Genomic DNA, 15,579 nt, shown 5'->3' with positions numbered 1-15,579 from the left:
GACATGGCTACTGGCAACCCGGAGGGCAAGAAGCGGCCACCGGACGAGCAGCGGCTGGGCCCGGTGCTGCGCAGGCGGGATCAGGTGCAGGCGAGCACCACGGATCAGCGGCTGCTCGACGAGCGGGCCCCGTCCGACTGGGTCCACACCGACCCCTGGCGCGTTCTGCGCATCCAGTCGGAGTTCATCGAGGGCTTCGGCACCCTGGCCGAACTGCCGCCCGCCATCAGCGTGTTCGGCTCGGCCAGGACGAAGCCGGGCTCGCCGGAGTACGAGGCGGGGGTACAGCTCGGCCGCATGCTCGTGGAGGCCGGCTGGGCCGTCATCACCGGCGGCGGACCGGGTGCCATGGAGGCCGCCAACAAGGGCGCCTTGGAGGCGAAGGGCATCTCCGTCGGCCTCGGCATCGAGCTCCCCTTCGAGCAGGGGCTGAACCAGTACGTCGACATCGGCCTGAACTTCCGGTACTTCTTCGTCCGGAAGATGATGTTCGTCAAATACGCCCAGGGCTTCGTGGTCCTGCCCGGTGGCCTCGGCACCCTCGACGAACTCTTCGAGGCGCTCACCCTGGTCCAGACCCAGAAGGTCACCCGCTTCCCCATCGTGCTGTTCGGCACGGAGTACTGGGGCGGGCTCGTCGACTGGCTCAAGAACACCCTGATCGCCCAGGGCAAGGCCTCGGAGAAGGATCTGCTCCTGTTCCACCTGACCGACGACCTGGACGAAGCGGTGGCACTGGTGTCGAAGGAGGCCGGCCGCTAGGGCCCGTCTCAGGGGGTCGCCGGGCCCAGGGGCCGGGGAGGGCCCGCGGGGCGCGGGAGGGGGGCTGGTGGGCGTCGGAGGGGCCGAGGAATCGGTCCCTCCGCGGGCCGTCCACGGCGCCAGGTGCTCACGACGACCCGTGCGCCCTCCCGCGCGGCCCTCGCGCGGTCCGTCCGCTACGCCAGCCCGCGCCGGGCCACCGCCGGCGGCCTGTGTCCGGCGATCGACGCCACCATGTCCAGCACCTGCCGGGTCTCCGCGACCTCGTGGACCCGGTACACCTGCGCGCCCAGCCACGCCGAGACGGCGGTCGTCGCCAGCGTACCGACGATCCGCTCCTTGACCGGCTTGTCGAGCGTCTCGCCCACGAAGTCCTTGTTGGAGAGCGAGACGAGAACCGGCCACCCGGTGGAGACCATCTCTCCCAGCCGCCGCGTCGCCTCCAGACTGTGCCGGGTGTTCTTCCCGAAGTCGTGCCCGGGGTCGATGAGCACCGACTCGCGGGGCACCCCCAGGGCGACCGCGCGCTCCGCCAGGCCGAGCGTCACCCGCAGGATGTCGGCCATCACGTCGTCGTACGCGATCCGGTGCGGGCGCGTCCGCGGCTCGGACTCCCCGGCGTGCGTGCACACCAGCCCCACCCCGTACCGGGCGGCCACCTCCGCCAGTCGCGGATCGACTCCGCCCCAGGCGTCGTTGAGCAGATCGGCACCGGCCTCGCAGACCGCCTCGCCGACCTCGTGCCGCCAGGTGTCGACACTGATGATCACGTCGGGGAAGCGGCGGCGCACCTCGGCCACGAAACTGACCGTCCGGCGCGCCTCCTCCTCGGCCGTCACCTCTTCGCCCGGCCCGGCCTTGACCCCGCCGATGTCGATGATGGCGGCGCCCTCGGACACCGCCTGCTCCACGCGCGCGAGGGCGGGCTCGTCGCGGAAGGTGGCTCCTTGGTCGTAGAAGGAGTCCGGGGTCCGGTTCACGATCGCCATGATCACCGGCTCGTGCGTGTCGAATTCACGCCTGCCCAGCCTGAGCATCCCCTATGACCTCTCCCAGTAAGTACCGCCGATAAGCCGCCTGCGACCTTAACTGCCAGACTCGCATGGCACGATCGGAGCCTGACACTTCCAGCGTCAGACTGCTTTCGTCAGCATCAGTACTTCCGCGCCGACGCGACCCGCGCCGGCACAGAGCGTGGGGACCTCAGCGATGTTCATGTTCTTGTTCCTGGTCGTCGCGCTCGCCGTCGTGGTCGCCGCGGTCACCCTGTCCGTGGTGGGCGGCGGCGAGAGCAGCCCGCTTCCCGACGCCGGGCCCGAGCTGCTGCACGACCCGCTGCCGTACGACCGTCCGGTGCACCGCGGTGACGTGGACGCGCTGCGCTTCCCCGTCGCCGTGCGCGGCTACCGCATGGCGGACGTCGACGACGCCCTCGGCCGTCTCGGCGCGGAGATCGGTGAGCGGGACGCCCGGATCGCCGACCTGGAGGCCGCGCTCGCCGGCGCCCGCGCGGCGAGTCACACCACCTCGCTGCACAAGCACCCGGAGGACGAGCGGTGAGCGACGTGCTGGCCGGACCCGACGGCGCGCTGCGCTGCCCCTGGGCGCTGTCCACCGAGGACTACGTGGCCTATCACGACGAGGAGTGGGGCCGAGCGGTCCACGGCGACGACGCGCTCTACGAGCGGCTGTGCCTTGAGGCCTTCCAGTCGGGGCTGTCCTGGATCACCATCCTGCGCCGACGCTCCGGGTTCCGCGCCGCCTTCGCGGGCTTCGAGATCGCCGAGGTCGCGACGTTCACGGAGGCCGACGAGGAGCGCCTGCTGGCCGATCCGGGGATCATCCGCAACGGCGCCAAGATCCGGGCGACCGTCGCCAACGCGCGCGTGCTGGCCGACTGGTCCCCGGGCGAGCTGGACGAGCTGATCTGGTCCTTCGCCCCCGACCCGGCCACCCGTCCGGCTCCGAAGAAGCTCTCCGACGTACCGGCCGTCACCGACGAGTCGACCGCCCTCTCCAAGGCCCTCAAGAAACGCGGCATCCGCTTCGTGGGCCCGACGACGGCGTACGCCCTGATGCAGGCGTGCGGCCTGGTGAACGACCATCTGGCGGACTGCGCGGTGCGCGACGCCCCGTGATCGGGGGTGGCCCTCAGCGGCCCGGGAGCGGCGCCACCGGCCACGAGGGACGCGCGGCACACGGGGAGAGGCGCCACCGGCCACACAGGGCCGCGGCGCCCGCCCCCGGACCGTCAGCGCCCCAGGTACTTCGGCTTCTCCTTGTTCACGAACGCCTGGACCGCGATCGTGTGGTCCTCGGAAGCGCCGGCCCGCGCCTGGAGCTCGTCCTCCTTCTCCAGGGTCTCGTCCAGCGAGTGGGTGAGCCCGAACGCGAGGGACTCCTTCAGAGCGGCGTACGCCAGCGTCGGCCCCGAGGCCAGCGCCCGCGCCACCTTCTCGGCCTCGGCGCGCAGCTCACCGGCCGGAACCAGCCGGTTCGCGATGCCCAGCTCGTAGGCCTCCTGCGCGCTGATGCTGCGCGGGAAGAGCAGCAGATCGGCGGCGCGGCTCGGGCCGATGACCCGGGGCAGCGTCCAGGAGATCCCCGAGTCGGCGGTCAGTGCGACGCCGGCGAAGGACGTGTTGAACGCGGCCGTGTCGGCGACGACGCGATAGTCCGCGGCGAGCGCGAAACCGAAGCCGGCCCCGGCCGCTACGCCGTTGACCCCGGCCACCACGGGCTTGGCGGCGCCGGTCAGGGCCCGCACGATGGGGTTGTAGTGCTCGCGCACGGTGCTCATGGTCAGGCCCGACCCCGACTGCTTGTCGGCGGCCAGCAGCCCGATGTGTTCCTTGAGGTCCTGTCCGACGCAGAACGCCCGGTCGCCGGCGGCGGTCAGCAGGATCGCCCGTACGGCGTCGTCCGAGGCGGCCGCCTGCGCCGCGTCCCGGAAGGCGACCTTGGTCTCGATGTTCATCGCGTTCATCGCCTCGGGGCGGTTCAGCGTGATCGTCGCGAGTCCGTCGCTCACCTCGTAGAGCACGGTGTCGGCCATGGTGGGTTTCCTCCGGTTTCGCGGCTCCGTCGTACCGGCCGGTACGTCCTGTCCGATGACAGCATGGCGGAGATCACGGGTGCCGGCGCGGGGCGGACATGTGACCTGCGTCAAAGAATTCCGCGCCCCGGAAGTCCATGCGGCGGCGCAGTATCGCAGCCACATCGCCGAATTGAGTGGTTTTGCTCAAGCGCGTTGCGCAAGCGATGCCGACTGATGTTGGTCATCGGGTCCTGAGATGCGGGATAATGGCCTGGAAGCAATGTGTTCGATGCCGGTGACGTGTGTCCTATGAGAGGACGTGCGTGCCCTCCGAGGGGGCCGTCGGCGACGATGAGCTGGTTTCAGGAAGGGGAACGAGCATGGCGGCCATGAAGCCGCGGACGGGCGATGGCCCGCTCGAGGTGACCAAGGAGGGGCGGGGCATCGTCATGCGCGTTCCGCTCGAAGGCGGCGGTCGGCTCGTCGTCGAGCTGACCCCTGACGAGGCCGACGCGCTCGGCGACGCCCTCAAGAAGGTCGTCGGCTGACGCGGAACGCGACCATACCTCTTCGGTTTCCCCGGCACCGCACATGGTGCCGGGGAAACTGTTTTCTGGGGGTACGGGACTGCCGCGCGGCTCGATCGGCAGCGATGGCAGGGATATACGGCCTGGTCAGAGGCGTGTGACGGGAAGCGGGCGGGGCGGCTGGGTCAGCGCTTGACCGCGCACAGCAGACCGTCGCCCACCGGCAGCAGCGAGGGCACCAGCTCCTGGCTCTCGCGCACCGTGCGCAGCAGTTCGCGCAGTCGGCTCACCTCCACCGGCTGCGGTCCCGAGTCCACGGTGCGGCCGTCCGCGAAGACGCCCTCGAAGACGACGAGCCCGCCCGGACGCAACAGGCGCAACGATTCAGCGAGGTAGTCGAGGCACTCCAGACGGTCGCCGTCGCAGAAGACCAGGTCGTAGCCGGCGTCGGCGAGACGGGGCAGGACGTCCAGCGCGCGGCCCGGGATGAAGCGGGCGCGATTGCTGGCGAAACCGGCCGCTCGGAAGGCCTGGCGAGCGAACTGCTGGCGCTCCGGGTCCGGATCCACGGTGGTCAGTACCCCGTCCGGCCGCATGCCGTGCAGGAGATGAATTCCGGAGACGCCGGTCCCGGTCCCGATCTCCGCGACCGCTTTCGCGTCCACGGTGGCGGCGAGCAGGCACAGCGCGGCGCCCGTGCCGGGCGACACCGAGCGCAGGCCTACTTCGTGGCCCCGGTCCCGGGCCCAGCGCACCGCCTCGTCCTCGGCGACAAAGGCGTCGGCGAACGCCCAGCTCGTCTGCCGGTTGCCGGTAATGACCCTCTCCTGTCCCCGTGGTTGCCTGGGCGTGACTGTATCCGTTGGTGCCGGGAACCCGCTGATGGGACCGGGCGTTTAGAAGGGTGGGGAAACCGAGCGGGGGGAAGTCGATGGATCAGTACACGGAGCGGGGCCACGGGCAGGTGCTGACGCACCCATATGAGCCCGTATCAAATTCTCGTAAAACCGCTTATCCGGAGCTAACGGGCGAGGTGGCTATGGTAGGGGCTCCACTGGACACCACCAGAGCCGACAGGGGAGGTGCGGCTGCGCCTGTGGATCGGGGAGGGGTGCTGCGGCGCCTACTCAGATCGGCGGGTGAGCCGAAATCCGTGACCGACAACGCTGACCAGTTCCACGCTGCCGCACCGGCGCAGACCGCGACGTTCACCACCCACGCGGAGTCGCAGGCGTGGACTCCGCCCACCTGGGAGGAGATCGTCAGCACCCACAGCGGCCGCGTCTACCGCCTCGCCTACCGCCTCACGGGCAACCAGCACGACGCCGAGGACCTCACCCAGGAGGTCTTCGTCCGCGTCTTCCGCTCGCTGTCGACGTACACGCCCGGCACTTTCGAGGGCTGGCTGCACCGCATCACCACGAACCTCTTCCTCGACATGGTGCGGCGCAAGCAGCGCATCCGCTTCGACGCCCTCGGTGACGACGCGGCCGAGCGCCTGCCCAGCCGTGAGCCCTCCCCGCAGCAGGTCTTCAACGACGCGCACTTCGACGCCGACGTCCAGCAGGCGCTGGACACCCTCGCGCCCGAGTTCCGCGCCGCCGTCGTCCTCTGCGACATCGAGGGACTGTCCTACGAGGAGATCGCCGCGACCCTGGGCGTCAAGCTCGGCACGGTCCGCTCCCGGATCCACCGCGGCCGCTCCCAGCTGCGCAAGGCCCTGGCTCACCGGTCTCCCGAGGCCCGCGCCGAGCGACGCTCGTTCGCGGCCCGTGTGCCCGTGCTGGGGGGAGGGGGCGCGACCGCGTGACTGGATCCCGTCCCACCCCCGCAGAGCAGCACCTCGGGGACCGACTTTCCGCCCTGGTGGACGGAGAGCTCGGTCATGAGTCGCGTGACCGCGTCCTGGCCCACCTCGTCACCTGCGCGAAGTGCAAGGCCGAGGCCGACGCTCAGCGCCGACTGAAGAACGTCTTCGCGGAAGTGGCCCCTCCACCTCCCTCCGAAAGCTTCCTCGCCCGCCTCCAGGGGCTTCCCGGCGGAGGTGACTCCGACAGCTCACGGCTGGGCGGAGGCGGATTCGGCGCCGGACTTCCCGGCGGCCCCGCGGGACCCGGCATGCCCGGCGTGTTCGGCATGCGGGGCGAACCCTTCGGGTACGTGCCGGCCGGAGCGCACGGCGATGTGCTGCCCCCCTCTGCGGGGCGCGGCTTCCGCATCCATGACGTCAGCCGTCACGAGGCCGAGCGGTCGGCCTCGCGCGGGCTGCGGTTCGCCTTCGCCGCGGCGGGCGCCGTGTCGCTGGCCGCCGTCGCGCTCGGCGGGGTGTCCACCGGAGTGCCGGGAGACACCGCGGACACGCGGGGGTCCGGTGCCGGAAGCAATGTGACCCCGTCGCGTTCCCAGGGCACGGGGGCCACCACGACTCCCGAGTCGCAGCGCCGCCGGTCCGTCGGGCCGCTGCTCGCCCAGGGCGAGCGGGCACTCGGCAATGGCCCGGTGGCACCGACCGCGGTGTCCGCCCCGCTGCTGCCCGGAGTCCCCACTCCGGCGGGCCGCGGCCAGGAGGCCCTGCACGCGCTGACGACACCGGTGGTCGCCGGTGCCGCCGCGATGTCCCCGCTCATACGTCCGCTCACCAATGCCCAGCCGCTCGCGCTGACCTCGTGGTCCGCCGACCCGGACGTCACGACTCCGGGCCTGCTCGCCGCCCCCGCCGCCACACCGTCCCCCTCTTCGTCCTCGTCCCCCACCTCCCGTAGCGACCGCTGACCCCGCCCTCTGCGCGGCGGCCCGTGAACCTGGTTGAATCCGGGGTGGGCCGCGTCCGCGGGAGGGATCACGGGCGCGGAGTCGACAAGTCTGCGGTGACCGTCGGCGAGTTGTGCCGCGGGCCAGGTGTGGGGAGAGCATGAACGAGGGCAGGCCCACGAACGCGAAGTGGTGGAGCCGTCCCCGGCCACAGGGCCCGGGGACCGGCACCGCACCGGCTCACCACACGGAACCGGATGCCCCGCACCCCGCCGTCTCTCCGGAGAGCGCGCGGGGCAGTGCGGAGGCGAGCGCGCCCGAGCGCCTTCGGACGCCGGACGACGGTACCTCCGGCACGCCGACGGACGGCATCCGTGCGCCGGAGGTTCCCGGGGACGACGACCGCGACGGCGACTTCGAGCTGGAGCGCCCCGCGCCACGGCGCCCCCGGCCCCTGCACGACCCCGACCCGTACAGCACCCCGCCCTACGGCCGCCCCGGCCCCTGGGCACCCGCCCCACCGGTCCAGCACCCGACGGCCGCACACACGCCGCCCACGCCCGTTCAGGCCGCACACACGCCGCCCACGCCCGTTCAGGCCGCACACACGCCGCCCGCACCCGTTCAGGCCGCACACACGCCGGGCCCGTCCGTTCCGGGAGTCTCGGCCGAGGCGGCCACCCCCGCCCACGGAACACACCTCGCAGGGGGAATCCCGGCCCAGGGCGCGCCCTTCGACGCCGTGCCCCAGGACGCGCCGCCCCCGGCGCCCGCCGGACAAGGCCTCCCGCACGTACCGGACCCCGCCGCCCCTGCCGAGTCCGCCGCCCCCGACCCCTGGCAGAACTACGACCCCTGGGCCGCGCCCGGTCCTCTCCGGGCGGACGGTCCCCTCCAGCAGAACGGCGTCGCCGTGCTCACCGTGGCGCAGCGGCGCAAGCGGGAGAGGAAGGCCCTGGTGCTCGGGGCCGTCGCGCTCGCGCTGGTGTCCGGGGGAGTGGGCGGCGCCGCGGGGGCCTATCTGGAGCGGAACGGCGGGCTGACGGACGTCGAGCTGCCGCAGGCCGCCAAGGAGGCCCCCGGTCGCGCCCCGGACAGCGTGGCCGGGATCGCGGCGCACGCGCTGCCCAGCGTCGTCACCCTGCATGTGCGCGGAAGCGAGGAGGAGGGCACCGGTACCGGATTCGTCCTCGACGGCCAAGGACACATCCTGACCAACAACCACGTGATCGAACCGGCCGGCGGCAACGGCGAGATATCCGTGACGTTCAGCGGCGGTGAGACCGCGAAGGCCGAGGTCGTCGGACACGACAGCGGCTACGACCTCGCCGTGGTCAAGGTCTCGGGGGTCCGCGGTCTCGACCCCATGCCGCTGGGCAACTCGGACAACGTCCAGGTCGGCGACCCCGTCGTCGCCATCGGCGCGCCCTTCGACCTCGCCAACACCGTCACCTCCGGGATCATCAGCGCCAAGGAACGGCCCATCACGGCGGGCGGCGAGAAGGGCGACGGGACCGACGTCTCCTACGTGGACGCCCTCCAGACCGACGCGCCCATCAACCCCGGCAACTCGGGCGGGCCCCTGCTCGACTCCCGGGCCCGCGTCATCGGCATCAACAGCGCCATCCGCTCCGCCGACAGCGGCTCCGACCTGGGGGGCGGCCAGGCCGGTTCCATCGGGCTCGGCTTCGCCATCCCCGTCAACCAGGCCAAGCGCGTCGCCGAAGAGCTCATCAACACCGGCCGGGCCACGCACCCTGTGATCGGTGTCACGCTCGACATGGACTACGCGGGCGACGGCGCGCGTGTCGGTACCAAGGCCGCCGGCGGCGGACCCTCCGTGACCGTGGGCGGTCCCGGCGCCGAGGCGGGCATCAAGGCGGGCGACGTCATCACCGAGGTGGACGGCCGGCCGGTCCACTCCGGCGAGGAACTCATCGTGAAGACCCGCGCCCACCGGCCCGGCGACCGTCTCCGGCTGACGCTCCGGCGGGGTGGCACGGAGAGGACGGTCGCCCTGGTCCTCGGTTCCGCGGACGGTGACTGAGCGCGCCGCGAGGCACGGCCCGCGAGTGACACGAACCTCACAGCCGGGCGCGATGCCGCAGCTCCGGACGGCAAACAACGCGGAAAACCATCGGTCCACAGGAAGTCGGAAGCCCCGGGACAGTTCCGGACGGACAGGAACGCCGGGTACCGTTGGACCCGGCCCGGACCACGGAAGACTCCCGAGGGCCGTGGACCGAGGACATCGCAAGGAGCTACCAGGTGTTCAATGACATAGGACCGCTTGAGCTGGTGACGCTCGTCGTCCTCGCCGTGCTCGTCTTCGGTCCCGAGAAGCTCCCGAAGATGATCCAGGACGTCACGCGCACGATCCGCAAGATCCGTGAGTTCTCGGAGAGCGCCAAGGCGGACATCCGCGATGAACTCGGCCCGGAGTTCAAGGACTTCGAGTTCGAGGACCTCAACCCCAAGACGTTCCTCCGCAAGCAGCTGGACAATGACGAGCTGGGGCTCAAGGAGATCCGCAACGGCTTCGACCTGAAGAAGGAGATGGCCGAGGTCACGGACGCGGTGCACGGCCGCGCGTCCGAGTCGTCGGACTCCGCCGACTCCTCCGGGTCCTCCACCGGCTCGGCCGGCGGCTCCGTCGACATGACGAAGAAGCGCGAGAAGCTCGACCCGGACGAGCGCCCGCCCTACGACGCCGACGCCACCTGAGCCGTACCCGCTACCTGCGGCGCAACCTGTACCGCGCGGCCTGAACGCGGCTGTCCGTTGGCCGAGAACCTGCCCCGCGCGGCCCGAAACCGCCGTGTACACGCCCTACGCGCCGGGCGCTTTCGCCGCTGTTCGGAGCGGTGTGGCTATGCTGCCCAGTTGTTGTGCGGACCGACAAGGACGCCCGAGGGGGGCGGGCCCACCGGTCCGACGAGAGCGAGGAGGCGTCCGGCAGATGGAGACGACAAGTCGGGTAGGCGTGCAGGCGCCGGCCGCGGAGGGCGGACAACAGGTCCCCTCCGCCCGGCGTACGGTCGACGGCTACCTGCTGGCGCCCTTCCCCTGGTACGGCCTCGACGAGGCCTTCACGGGGCCGCGCTGGCTGATGCAGGTGGGTACCTCGGCGGACGGTGCCGTCGAGCACGGTTCGATCGGGCACGGTGACGAGCCGACGGTGAGCGGCCAGTCGACCGAGGACAAGGAGCGGTTCGCGGTGGTGGTCACCGTCGCCGCCAGCCCCGTGCGGCGCAGCGCGGACGGTACGGGACTGCTGGAGGCCACCTCGGTGTCCTCGGCGGCCTGGCTGGCCGGTGTGGGGCTGCTGTCCTTCACCTGGCCCGGCCAGATGGACCACTCCCTGCGCGACGACTGGCTGGACCAGCAGACCGAGACCGCGTGGGTACTGGCCGACGACCTGAACGGTTCGGACTGGTCCACCCTGTCCCTCCCCGTGGACGGCGTCCCCACGGCCTTCCACTACCGCGAGTCCGAGTTCGGCTGGGTCCTCGCGGGTTCCACCCAGGAAGGCGTCCACGTGGGCGCGTACGGGCGGGGAATGAGCGCGTACGGGCTGGGCTTCGCGATGATCAAGGACATCGCGACGTACGCCTAGGCGAGGCCCTGGCAGCCGCTACGAGGGAGGGGGCGCCGTCCGTGTGGACGGCGCCCCCTCTTTCGTGAGGACGGTGCCGGAGCTTCCTTCGTAGGGACGGCGCCGGAACCTCGTACGGGAAGCTCTAGAACTTGTTGCGCGGGGTGATTCCCAGCGACATGCCCGACAGGCCGCGCTGACGGCCGCCCAACTTGCCCGCGATGGCGCGCAGGGCCGAGCCGGCGGGGGAGTCGGGGTCGGTCAGGACCACCGGCTTGCCCTCGTCGCCGCCTTCGCGCAGGCGCACGTCGATCGGGATGGAACCGAGGACCGGGACGGTCGCGCCGGTGGTCCGGGTCAGGCCGTCGGCGACGGACTGACCGCCGCCGGTGCCGAAGACGTCGACCATCTCGCCGCAGTGCGGGCAGGGCAGCCCCGCCATGTTCTCGACGACACCCACGATCTTCTGGTGGGTCTGCACTGCGATGGAGCCGGCGCGCTCGGCCACCTCGGCCGCCGCCTGCTGCGGGGTCGTGACGACCAGGATCTCGGCGTTCGGCACGAGCTGGGCGACGGAGATCGCGATGTCGCCCGTGCCCGGCGGGAGGTCGAGGAGCAGGACGTCGAGGTCGCCCCAGTACACGTCCGCCAGGAACTGCTGGAGAGCACGGTGCAGCATCGGACCGCGCCAGACCACCGGCGCGTTGCCCGGGGTGAACATGCCGATGGAGATGACCTTCACGCCGTGCGCGGACGGCGGCATGATCATGTTCTCGACCTGGGTCGGCTTGCCGTCCGCGCCCAGCATGCGCGGCACCGAGTGGCCGTAGATGTCGGCGTCCACGACGCCGACCTTGAGTCCGTCGGCGGCCATCGCCGCCGCCAGGTTCACGGTGACCGAGGACTTGCCGACGCCGCCCTTGCCGGAGGCGACCGCGTACACGCGGGTGAGTGAGCCGGGCTTGGCGAAGGGCACCTCGCGCTCGGCCGTACCGCCCTTCAGCGCGGTCGCCAGCTCGCGGCGCTGTTCGTCGCTCATCACGTCGAGTTCGACGTCGACTCCGGTGACGCCCTCGACCCGCGAGACCGCCTCGGTCACCCGCTGGGTGATCGTGTCGCGCATCGGGCAGCCGGAGACCGTCAGGTACACGGCGACCGCGACCACGCCATCCGCACCGATCGCCACCGATTTGACCATCCCCAGTTCGGTGATGGGTCGGTTGATCTCGGGGTCGTTCACCGTCGCCAGTGCTTCACGCACCGCGTCTTCCGTAGCCATAGGGACGATGGTACGGCGCTCCCCAGGGGCCCGGGTAAGCCCGTCACCGGTCGTCTACGTCACGTCCGTGCGACCGTTCCGCCGGGAATACGCCCCGGTCGTCCCTGTGGCCGTCGGGATACCGCTCCTCCAGCTCCTTGACCAGGTCCTGGAGCTCGTTGCGGATCCAGTCGCGGGTGGCGACCTCGCCGAGGCCCATGCGCAGGGTGGCGATCTCGCGGGTGAGGTACTCGGTGTCGGCGATGGAGCGCTCGTTCTGCTTGCGGTCCTGTTCGAGGTTGACCCGGTCGCGGTCGTCCTGCCGGTTCTGCGCGAGCAGGATCAGCGGGGCCGCGTAGGAGGCCTGGAGCGACAGCATGAGGGTCAGGAAGATGAACGGGTAGTTGTCGAAACGCAGGCTTCCCGGCGCGAAGACGTTCCAGACCACCCACATGATGATGACGACCGTCATCCAGACGAGGAACCGCCCGGTGCCGAGGAAGCGGGCGATGCGTTCCGAGAACCGTCCGAAGGCCTCCGGGTCCCACTCGGGCAGCAGTCTGCGCCGCGGCGGCTTCGGCTGGTCGAGCCGGATACGCGGGCGGGGTGCCGCCGTCGCCCCGGTGGCGACCCGCTCACGGGCCTCACGCTCAGGCGCCATGGCGTCCCTCCCCGCCGAGTGGGCCGTCCGGCCCCCGACGGACGTCTTCGTGGCCGTCGCCGCTCTCGTGCCCGTCTCCGCGGCCGGTCTCGTGGCTGTCCTCGTGGAGGCCCGCACGGCCGTCCTCGTGGACACTTTCGTGCACGCTCTCGTCGAGGTGGAACTCCGTCTCCCGCCAGTCCTCGGGCAGCATGTGGTCCAGTACGTCGTCCACGGTCACCGCCCCGAGCAGCGAGCCGCTCTCGTCGACGACGGGCGCCGCGACCATGTCGTACGTCGCGAAGAACCCCGCGACCACGGGCAGCTCGTCCTCCGGGGCCAGCGGCTGGAGGTCGTCGTCGACCAGCGAGCCGACCAGGGTGAACGGCGGATCGCGCAGCAGCCGCTGGAAGTGCACCGCCCCCAGGTACTTGCCCGTCGGCGTCTCGTCCGGCGGGCGGCACACGTACACCTGGGCGGCGAGCGCGGGGGAGAGGTCGGGGTTGCGGACCCGGGCGAGCGCGTCGGCGACGGTCGCGTCGGCCCGCAGCACGATGGGCTCGGTGGTCATGAGCCCGCCCGCCGTCCGTTCCGCGTACGCCATCAGCCGCCGGACGTCCGCGGCCTCGCCGGGGCGCATCAGCGTCAGCAGCCGCTCCACGTCCTCGGTGGGCAGCTCGGCGAGCAGATCGGCCGCGTCGTCGGGGTCCATCGCCTCCAGGACGTCGGCCGCGCGCTCCTCCTTGAGCTTGCCGAGAATCTCGATCTGGTCGTCCTCGGGCAGTTCCTCGAGGACGTCGGCGAGACGGTCGTCGTCGAGCGCGGCGGCCACCTCGCCGCGCCGTTTCGGGGACAGGTGGTGCAGCACGTTCGCGAGGTCGGCCGGGCGCAGCTGCTCGAAGGTGGCGAGCAGGCTCTCCGCGCCCTGTCCGTGCTCCTCCAGCGAGAATCCGGTGACGGAGGACCAGTCGACCGTCATCGTCTCGCCCTTGGTGCGCCGGAAGGCGCCGCTGCGCCCCTTGCGCACGAAGACCCGGCCGATCTCCCAGTCCCTGCGGGCCGGCAGCTGCTGGATGGACACGTCCAGGACCGTCACCTCCTCGCCCGTCTCGACGAGGGTCACGAGCCGGTCGAGGAGTTCGCCGAAGACGAGCCGTTCGGTGGGCCGCTGCTCGAAGCGGCGCACGTTCAGGACGCCGGTCGTGATGACCTGGCCGGACTCGATGCCGGTCACCCGGGTCATGGGCAGGAAGATCCGGCGGCGCGTGGACAGTTCGACGACGAGGCCGAGCAGCCGGGGCGGACGGCGTCCGACGCGGAGCATGGCGACGAGGTCCCGCACCCGGCCCACCTGGTCGCCGTTCGGGTCGAAGACGGCGACGCCGGCCAGGTGCGAGACGAAGATCCGGGGGGCGCCTGCGGCCATGCCCGCGCCTCCTTCGCTTCGAAGCGTTATGTGCCGGTCTGTCCGCTCGGGTGGGCTTCAGGCTAGCCCGTCCCGGTCGGATACGCCCTGGTGGGCGGTCCGGACGGACTGCCTCCGTAGGGCGGGGCCGGCACCGGTACGCTGCCGTACGCCGTTGAGGACCGCGCACGAAAGGCAGCCCCACCTGTGACTGCAATTCCCCAGGGCCGTACCCGCAGGGCCGTGGTTGTGACCGCGATGTGCGCACTGGCCGTGACAGGGACGGGACTGACGGGGTGCGGCAGCGAGGACCCGGACGCGGGCACGAACGGGGTCGGCAAGCTGCCCGCCGCCACCATCCAGGCGAAGACGAAGAAGGCGGCCGAGGCCGCTAAGACCGTACGGCTCTCCGGGACCGTCGTCTCCAACGGGACCACGTACACCCTCGACATGCGCCTCAAGTCCGACGGCGGCACCGGCTCCGTCACCTCGAAGGGAGCCGGCTTCCGGCTGCTGAGGGTCGGTGAGCACCTCTTCCTGAAGGCCGACGCCGGGTTCTGGGCCCATCAGGATGCCAAGAGCGGCGGCAAGGCGGCGGACACCGCGGCGGCGGACAAGCTGGAGGGCATGTACGTGAAGGTGCCGACCGGCGACCCCGCGTACAAGCGCTTCAGCGGCTTCACCGACAAGGACGTCCTGCTGGAGGGGCTGCTCAGCCTGCACGGCGCCCTCGCCACGGACGGCCACCACGAGCAGTCCGGCGTCCGCACCATCCGCATCACCGGCGACAAGGGCTCGGGCGGCACCCTGGACGTCTCCCTGCAGGGAACCCCGTACCCGCTGCTCCTGTCGCGCGCGGGCAACGCCGGCACCCTGCGGCTGACCGACTGGGGCAAGGACTTCCCCCTGAAGGAGCCGTCCAAGAAGGAGACGGTCGACTACGGGCAGCAGCTGCCCACGTCGTAACTCGGCGGCCCGTGGCCCGCCGGTGTGATCCGCGGCGGCCGAACACCGCGTCCGCGCCACGATCCCGACGACACGCTTCAGGACCTGTCCTAGCGGCGCTTGCGCCTCTTCATCAGCAGGCGGGGCAGCGCCGCCGGAATCGGCCGGCGGGTGGTCGCCGCGGTCGGCAGCGGCCGCTCGGCGAGCGAACCCTCGGGCAGCTCGGCGGTCGCGCCCGTCGGTTCGAGGCGCAGCACCCGGCACTCGCGCGCCCAGCGCTCCGGCATGGCCTCACCGTCGTGGGCGTTCAGCCGCTTGCCCTTGAGTTCGCCGACGGCGGCTTCCCACGCGGGGGTGTTCTCGGCGAGCTCCACGACCGCGGCGGACCAGGAGACGAGCCGTCCGCCCTTGTCCTTGCTGCGCACGGTGACCACCGCGAAGCCCCCGTCGATCAGCCCCGGCAGCGGCTGCTCGCCGGGCCCGTCGCCGACCACGCAGGCCGCGCCGTCGTGCCACACGTGCCACAGCGCCTGAGTGGGCACCTCGTGATCCGGACCGGGGAGCGCCGGCGCGCCGGCGCCCCGCACCCAGATCAGCCCGGACTTCTTGGTGGCCTCCTCGACGAGGGCCTGGTCGAGCAGCTCTTGCGTCATGGGGCC

The 15,579-nt window shown here is 71.6% G+C and carries 17 protein-coding genes; 10 read left to right on the top strand and 7 right to left on the bottom strand.

What is annotated here, in order from left to right; genetic code table 11:
* Nucleotides 1-3: 3 nt before the first annotated feature.
* Nucleotides 4-762 (top strand): TIGR00730 family Rossman fold protein, encoded by a 759-nt coding sequence (locus ABZX90_RS15845; protein WP_351128792.1) that lies wholly within the window; start codon nucleotides 4-6, stop codon nucleotides 760-762.
* 176 nt (nucleotides 763-938) lie between these two features.
* Here ABZX90_RS15845 and folP read toward each other — a convergent pair whose 3' ends face one another.
* The gene (gene folP / locus ABZX90_RS15840; RefSeq protein ID WP_355205209.1) at nucleotides 939-1,799 is read right to left on the bottom strand and encodes a dihydropteroate synthase; all 861 of its coding nucleotides are present in this window, start codon (nucleotides 1,797-1,799) and stop codon (nucleotides 939-941) included.
* A gap of 172 nt (nucleotides 1,800-1,971) precedes the next feature.
* On the opposite strand from folP, the gene ABZX90_RS15835 reads away from it, so the two are divergent.
* Both ABZX90_RS15835 and ABZX90_RS15830 read left to right on the top strand, forming a co-directional pair.
* Nucleotides 1,972-2,322, top strand: a complete 351-nt coding sequence (locus ABZX90_RS15835; RefSeq protein ID WP_351128798.1) for a DivIVA domain-containing protein — start codon at nucleotides 1,972-1,974, stop codon at nucleotides 2,320-2,322.
* Complete coding sequence (locus ABZX90_RS15830; RefSeq protein WP_351128801.1) at nucleotides 2,319-2,900, top strand: DNA-3-methyladenine glycosylase I; 582 nt, start codon at nucleotides 2,319-2,321, stop codon at nucleotides 2,898-2,900. The genes ABZX90_RS15835 and ABZX90_RS15830 overlap by 4 nt, the downstream gene beginning before the upstream one ends.
* A 113-nt stretch (nucleotides 2,901-3,013) precedes the next feature.
* Here ABZX90_RS15830 and ABZX90_RS15825 read toward each other — a convergent pair whose 3' ends face one another.
* The gene (locus ABZX90_RS15825) at nucleotides 3,014-3,817 is read right to left on the bottom strand and encodes an enoyl-CoA hydratase-related protein (protein ID WP_351128803.1); all 804 of its coding nucleotides are present in this window, start codon (nucleotides 3,815-3,817) and stop codon (nucleotides 3,014-3,016) included.
* Between the two features lie 362 nt (nucleotides 3,818-4,179).
* Between ABZX90_RS15825 and ABZX90_RS15820 the strand changes: the two genes are divergently transcribed.
* Nucleotides 4,180-4,347, top strand: coding sequence for a DUF3117 domain-containing protein (locus ABZX90_RS15820; protein ID WP_003966491.1), 168 nt, complete (start codon nucleotides 4,180-4,182; stop codon nucleotides 4,345-4,347).
* 164 nt (nucleotides 4,348-4,511) lie between these two features.
* Here ABZX90_RS15820 and ABZX90_RS15815 read toward each other — a convergent pair whose 3' ends face one another.
* Entirely contained in the window at nucleotides 4,512-5,210 is a 699-nt protein-coding gene (locus ABZX90_RS15815) for an O-methyltransferase (protein ID WP_351128941.1), read from the bottom strand.
* Nucleotides 5,211-5,437: 227 nt separating this feature from the next.
* Here ABZX90_RS15815 and sigE point away from each other — a divergent pair, with 227 nt between their 5' ends.
* From sigE to ABZX90_RS15790, 5 genes are all read left to right on the top strand, one after another.
* Entirely contained in the window at nucleotides 5,438-6,136 is a 699-nt protein-coding gene (gene sigE, locus ABZX90_RS15810) for an RNA polymerase sigma factor SigE (protein ID WP_351128805.1), read from the top strand.
* Nucleotides 6,133-7,098: an anti-sigma factor gene (locus ABZX90_RS15805; protein WP_355205204.1), complete on the top strand. Its 966-nt coding sequence runs from the start codon at nucleotides 6,133-6,135 to the stop codon at nucleotides 7,096-7,098. Before sigE ends, ABZX90_RS15805 begins: the two co-directional genes overlap by 4 nt.
* A gap of 139 nt (nucleotides 7,099-7,237) precedes the next feature.
* Complete coding sequence (locus tag ABZX90_RS15800) at nucleotides 7,238-9,124, top strand: trypsin-like peptidase domain-containing protein (protein WP_355205201.1); 1,887 nt, start codon at nucleotides 7,238-7,240, stop codon at nucleotides 9,122-9,124.
* A gap of 221 nt (nucleotides 9,125-9,345) precedes the next feature.
* Nucleotides 9,346-9,801, top strand: coding sequence for a sec-independent translocase (locus ABZX90_RS15795; RefSeq protein ID WP_351128813.1), 456 nt, complete (start codon nucleotides 9,346-9,348; stop codon nucleotides 9,799-9,801).
* A gap of 235 nt (nucleotides 9,802-10,036) precedes the next feature.
* Nucleotides 10,037-10,693, top strand: coding sequence for a hypothetical protein (locus tag ABZX90_RS15790; protein ID WP_351128816.1), 657 nt, complete (start codon nucleotides 10,037-10,039; stop codon nucleotides 10,691-10,693).
* A 124-nt stretch (nucleotides 10,694-10,817) separates the two neighbouring features.
* Here the strand turns inward: ABZX90_RS15790 and ABZX90_RS15785 are convergent, their stop codons facing one another.
* The 3 genes from ABZX90_RS15785 to ABZX90_RS15775 are packed head-to-tail and all read right to left on the bottom strand — an operon-like array spanning nucleotide 10,818 to nucleotide 13,996.
* Nucleotides 10,818-11,951: an Mrp/NBP35 family ATP-binding protein gene (locus tag ABZX90_RS15785; RefSeq protein ID WP_351128818.1), complete on the bottom strand. Its 1,134-nt coding sequence runs from the start codon at nucleotides 11,949-11,951 to the stop codon at nucleotides 10,818-10,820.
* A 43-nt stretch (nucleotides 11,952-11,994) separates the two neighbouring features.
* Nucleotides 11,995-12,591 carry a DUF1003 domain-containing protein gene (locus ABZX90_RS15780; RefSeq protein ID WP_355205197.1) on the bottom strand — a complete coding sequence of 199 codons (597 nt, stop codon included), beginning with the start codon at nucleotides 12,589-12,591 and terminating at the stop codon, nucleotides 11,995-11,997.
* The gene (locus tag ABZX90_RS15775) at nucleotides 12,581-13,996 is read right to left on the bottom strand and encodes a CBS domain-containing protein (RefSeq protein ID WP_351128824.1); all 1,416 of its coding nucleotides are present in this window, start codon (nucleotides 13,994-13,996) and stop codon (nucleotides 12,581-12,583) included. The genes ABZX90_RS15780 and ABZX90_RS15775 overlap by 11 nt, the downstream gene beginning before the upstream one ends.
* Nucleotides 13,997-14,182: 186 nt before the next feature.
* Here ABZX90_RS15775 and ABZX90_RS15770 point away from each other — a divergent pair, with 186 nt between their 5' ends.
* Entirely contained in the window at nucleotides 14,183-14,941 is a 759-nt protein-coding gene (locus ABZX90_RS15770) for a hypothetical protein (protein WP_351128827.1), read from the top strand.
* Nucleotides 14,942-15,030: 89 nt separating this feature from the next.
* Here ABZX90_RS15770 and ABZX90_RS15765 read toward each other — a convergent pair whose 3' ends face one another.
* Complete coding sequence (locus ABZX90_RS15765) at nucleotides 15,031-15,573, bottom strand: hypothetical protein (RefSeq protein ID WP_351128829.1); 543 nt, start codon at nucleotides 15,571-15,573, stop codon at nucleotides 15,031-15,033.
* Nucleotides 15,574-15,579: the final 6 nt, after the last annotated feature.

The organism is Streptomyces sp. NPDC002935, from assembly GCF_040611295.1.
Taxonomy (GTDB): Bacteria; Actinomycetota; Actinomycetes; order Streptomycetales; family Streptomycetaceae; genus Streptomyces.
Note: the sequence above shows the minus strand (reverse complement) of the source record. Positions and strands in the feature narration are given on the sequence as shown.

What these genes read in the sequence shown, in the direction of transcription:
- ABZX90_RS15845 (WP_351128792.1), top strand. Translation starts at nt 4, where the DNA reads ATGGCTACTGGCAACCCGGAGGGCAAGAAGCGGCCACCGGACGAGCAG.
- folP (WP_355205209.1), bottom strand. Translation starts at nt 1,799, where the DNA reads ATGCTCAGGCTGGGCAGGCGTGAATTCGACACGCACGAGCCGGTGATC.
- ABZX90_RS15835 (WP_351128798.1), top strand. Translation starts at nt 1,972, where the DNA reads ATGTTCATGTTCTTGTTCCTGGTCGTCGCGCTCGCCGTCGTGGTCGCC.
- ABZX90_RS15825 (WP_351128803.1), bottom strand. Translation starts at nt 3,817, where the DNA reads ATGGCCGACACCGTGCTCTACGAGGTGAGCGACGGACTCGCGACGATC.
- ABZX90_RS15820 (WP_003966491.1), top strand. Translation starts at nt 4,180, where the DNA reads ATGGCGGCCATGAAGCCGCGGACGGGCGATGGCCCGCTCGAGGTGACC.
- ABZX90_RS15800 (WP_355205201.1), top strand. Translation starts at nt 7,238, where the DNA reads ATGAACGAGGGCAGGCCCACGAACGCGAAGTGGTGGAGCCGTCCCCGG.
- ABZX90_RS15790 (WP_351128816.1), top strand. Translation starts at nt 10,037, where the DNA reads ATGGAGACGACAAGTCGGGTAGGCGTGCAGGCGCCGGCCGCGGAGGGC.
- ABZX90_RS15785 (WP_351128818.1), bottom strand. Translation starts at nt 11,951, where the DNA reads ATGGCTACGGAAGACGCGGTGCGTGAAGCACTGGCGACGGTGAACGAC.
- ABZX90_RS15780 (WP_355205197.1), bottom strand. Translation starts at nt 12,591, where the DNA reads ATGGCGCCTGAGCGTGAGGCCCGTGAGCGGGTCGCCACCGGGGCGACG.
- ABZX90_RS15775 (WP_351128824.1), bottom strand. Translation starts at nt 13,996, where the DNA reads ATGGCCGCAGGCGCCCCCCGGATCTTCGTCTCGCACCTGGCCGGCGTC.
- ABZX90_RS15765 (WP_351128829.1), bottom strand. Translation starts at nt 15,573, where the DNA reads ATGACGCAAGAGCTGCTCGACCAGGCCCTCGTCGAGGAGGCCACCAAG.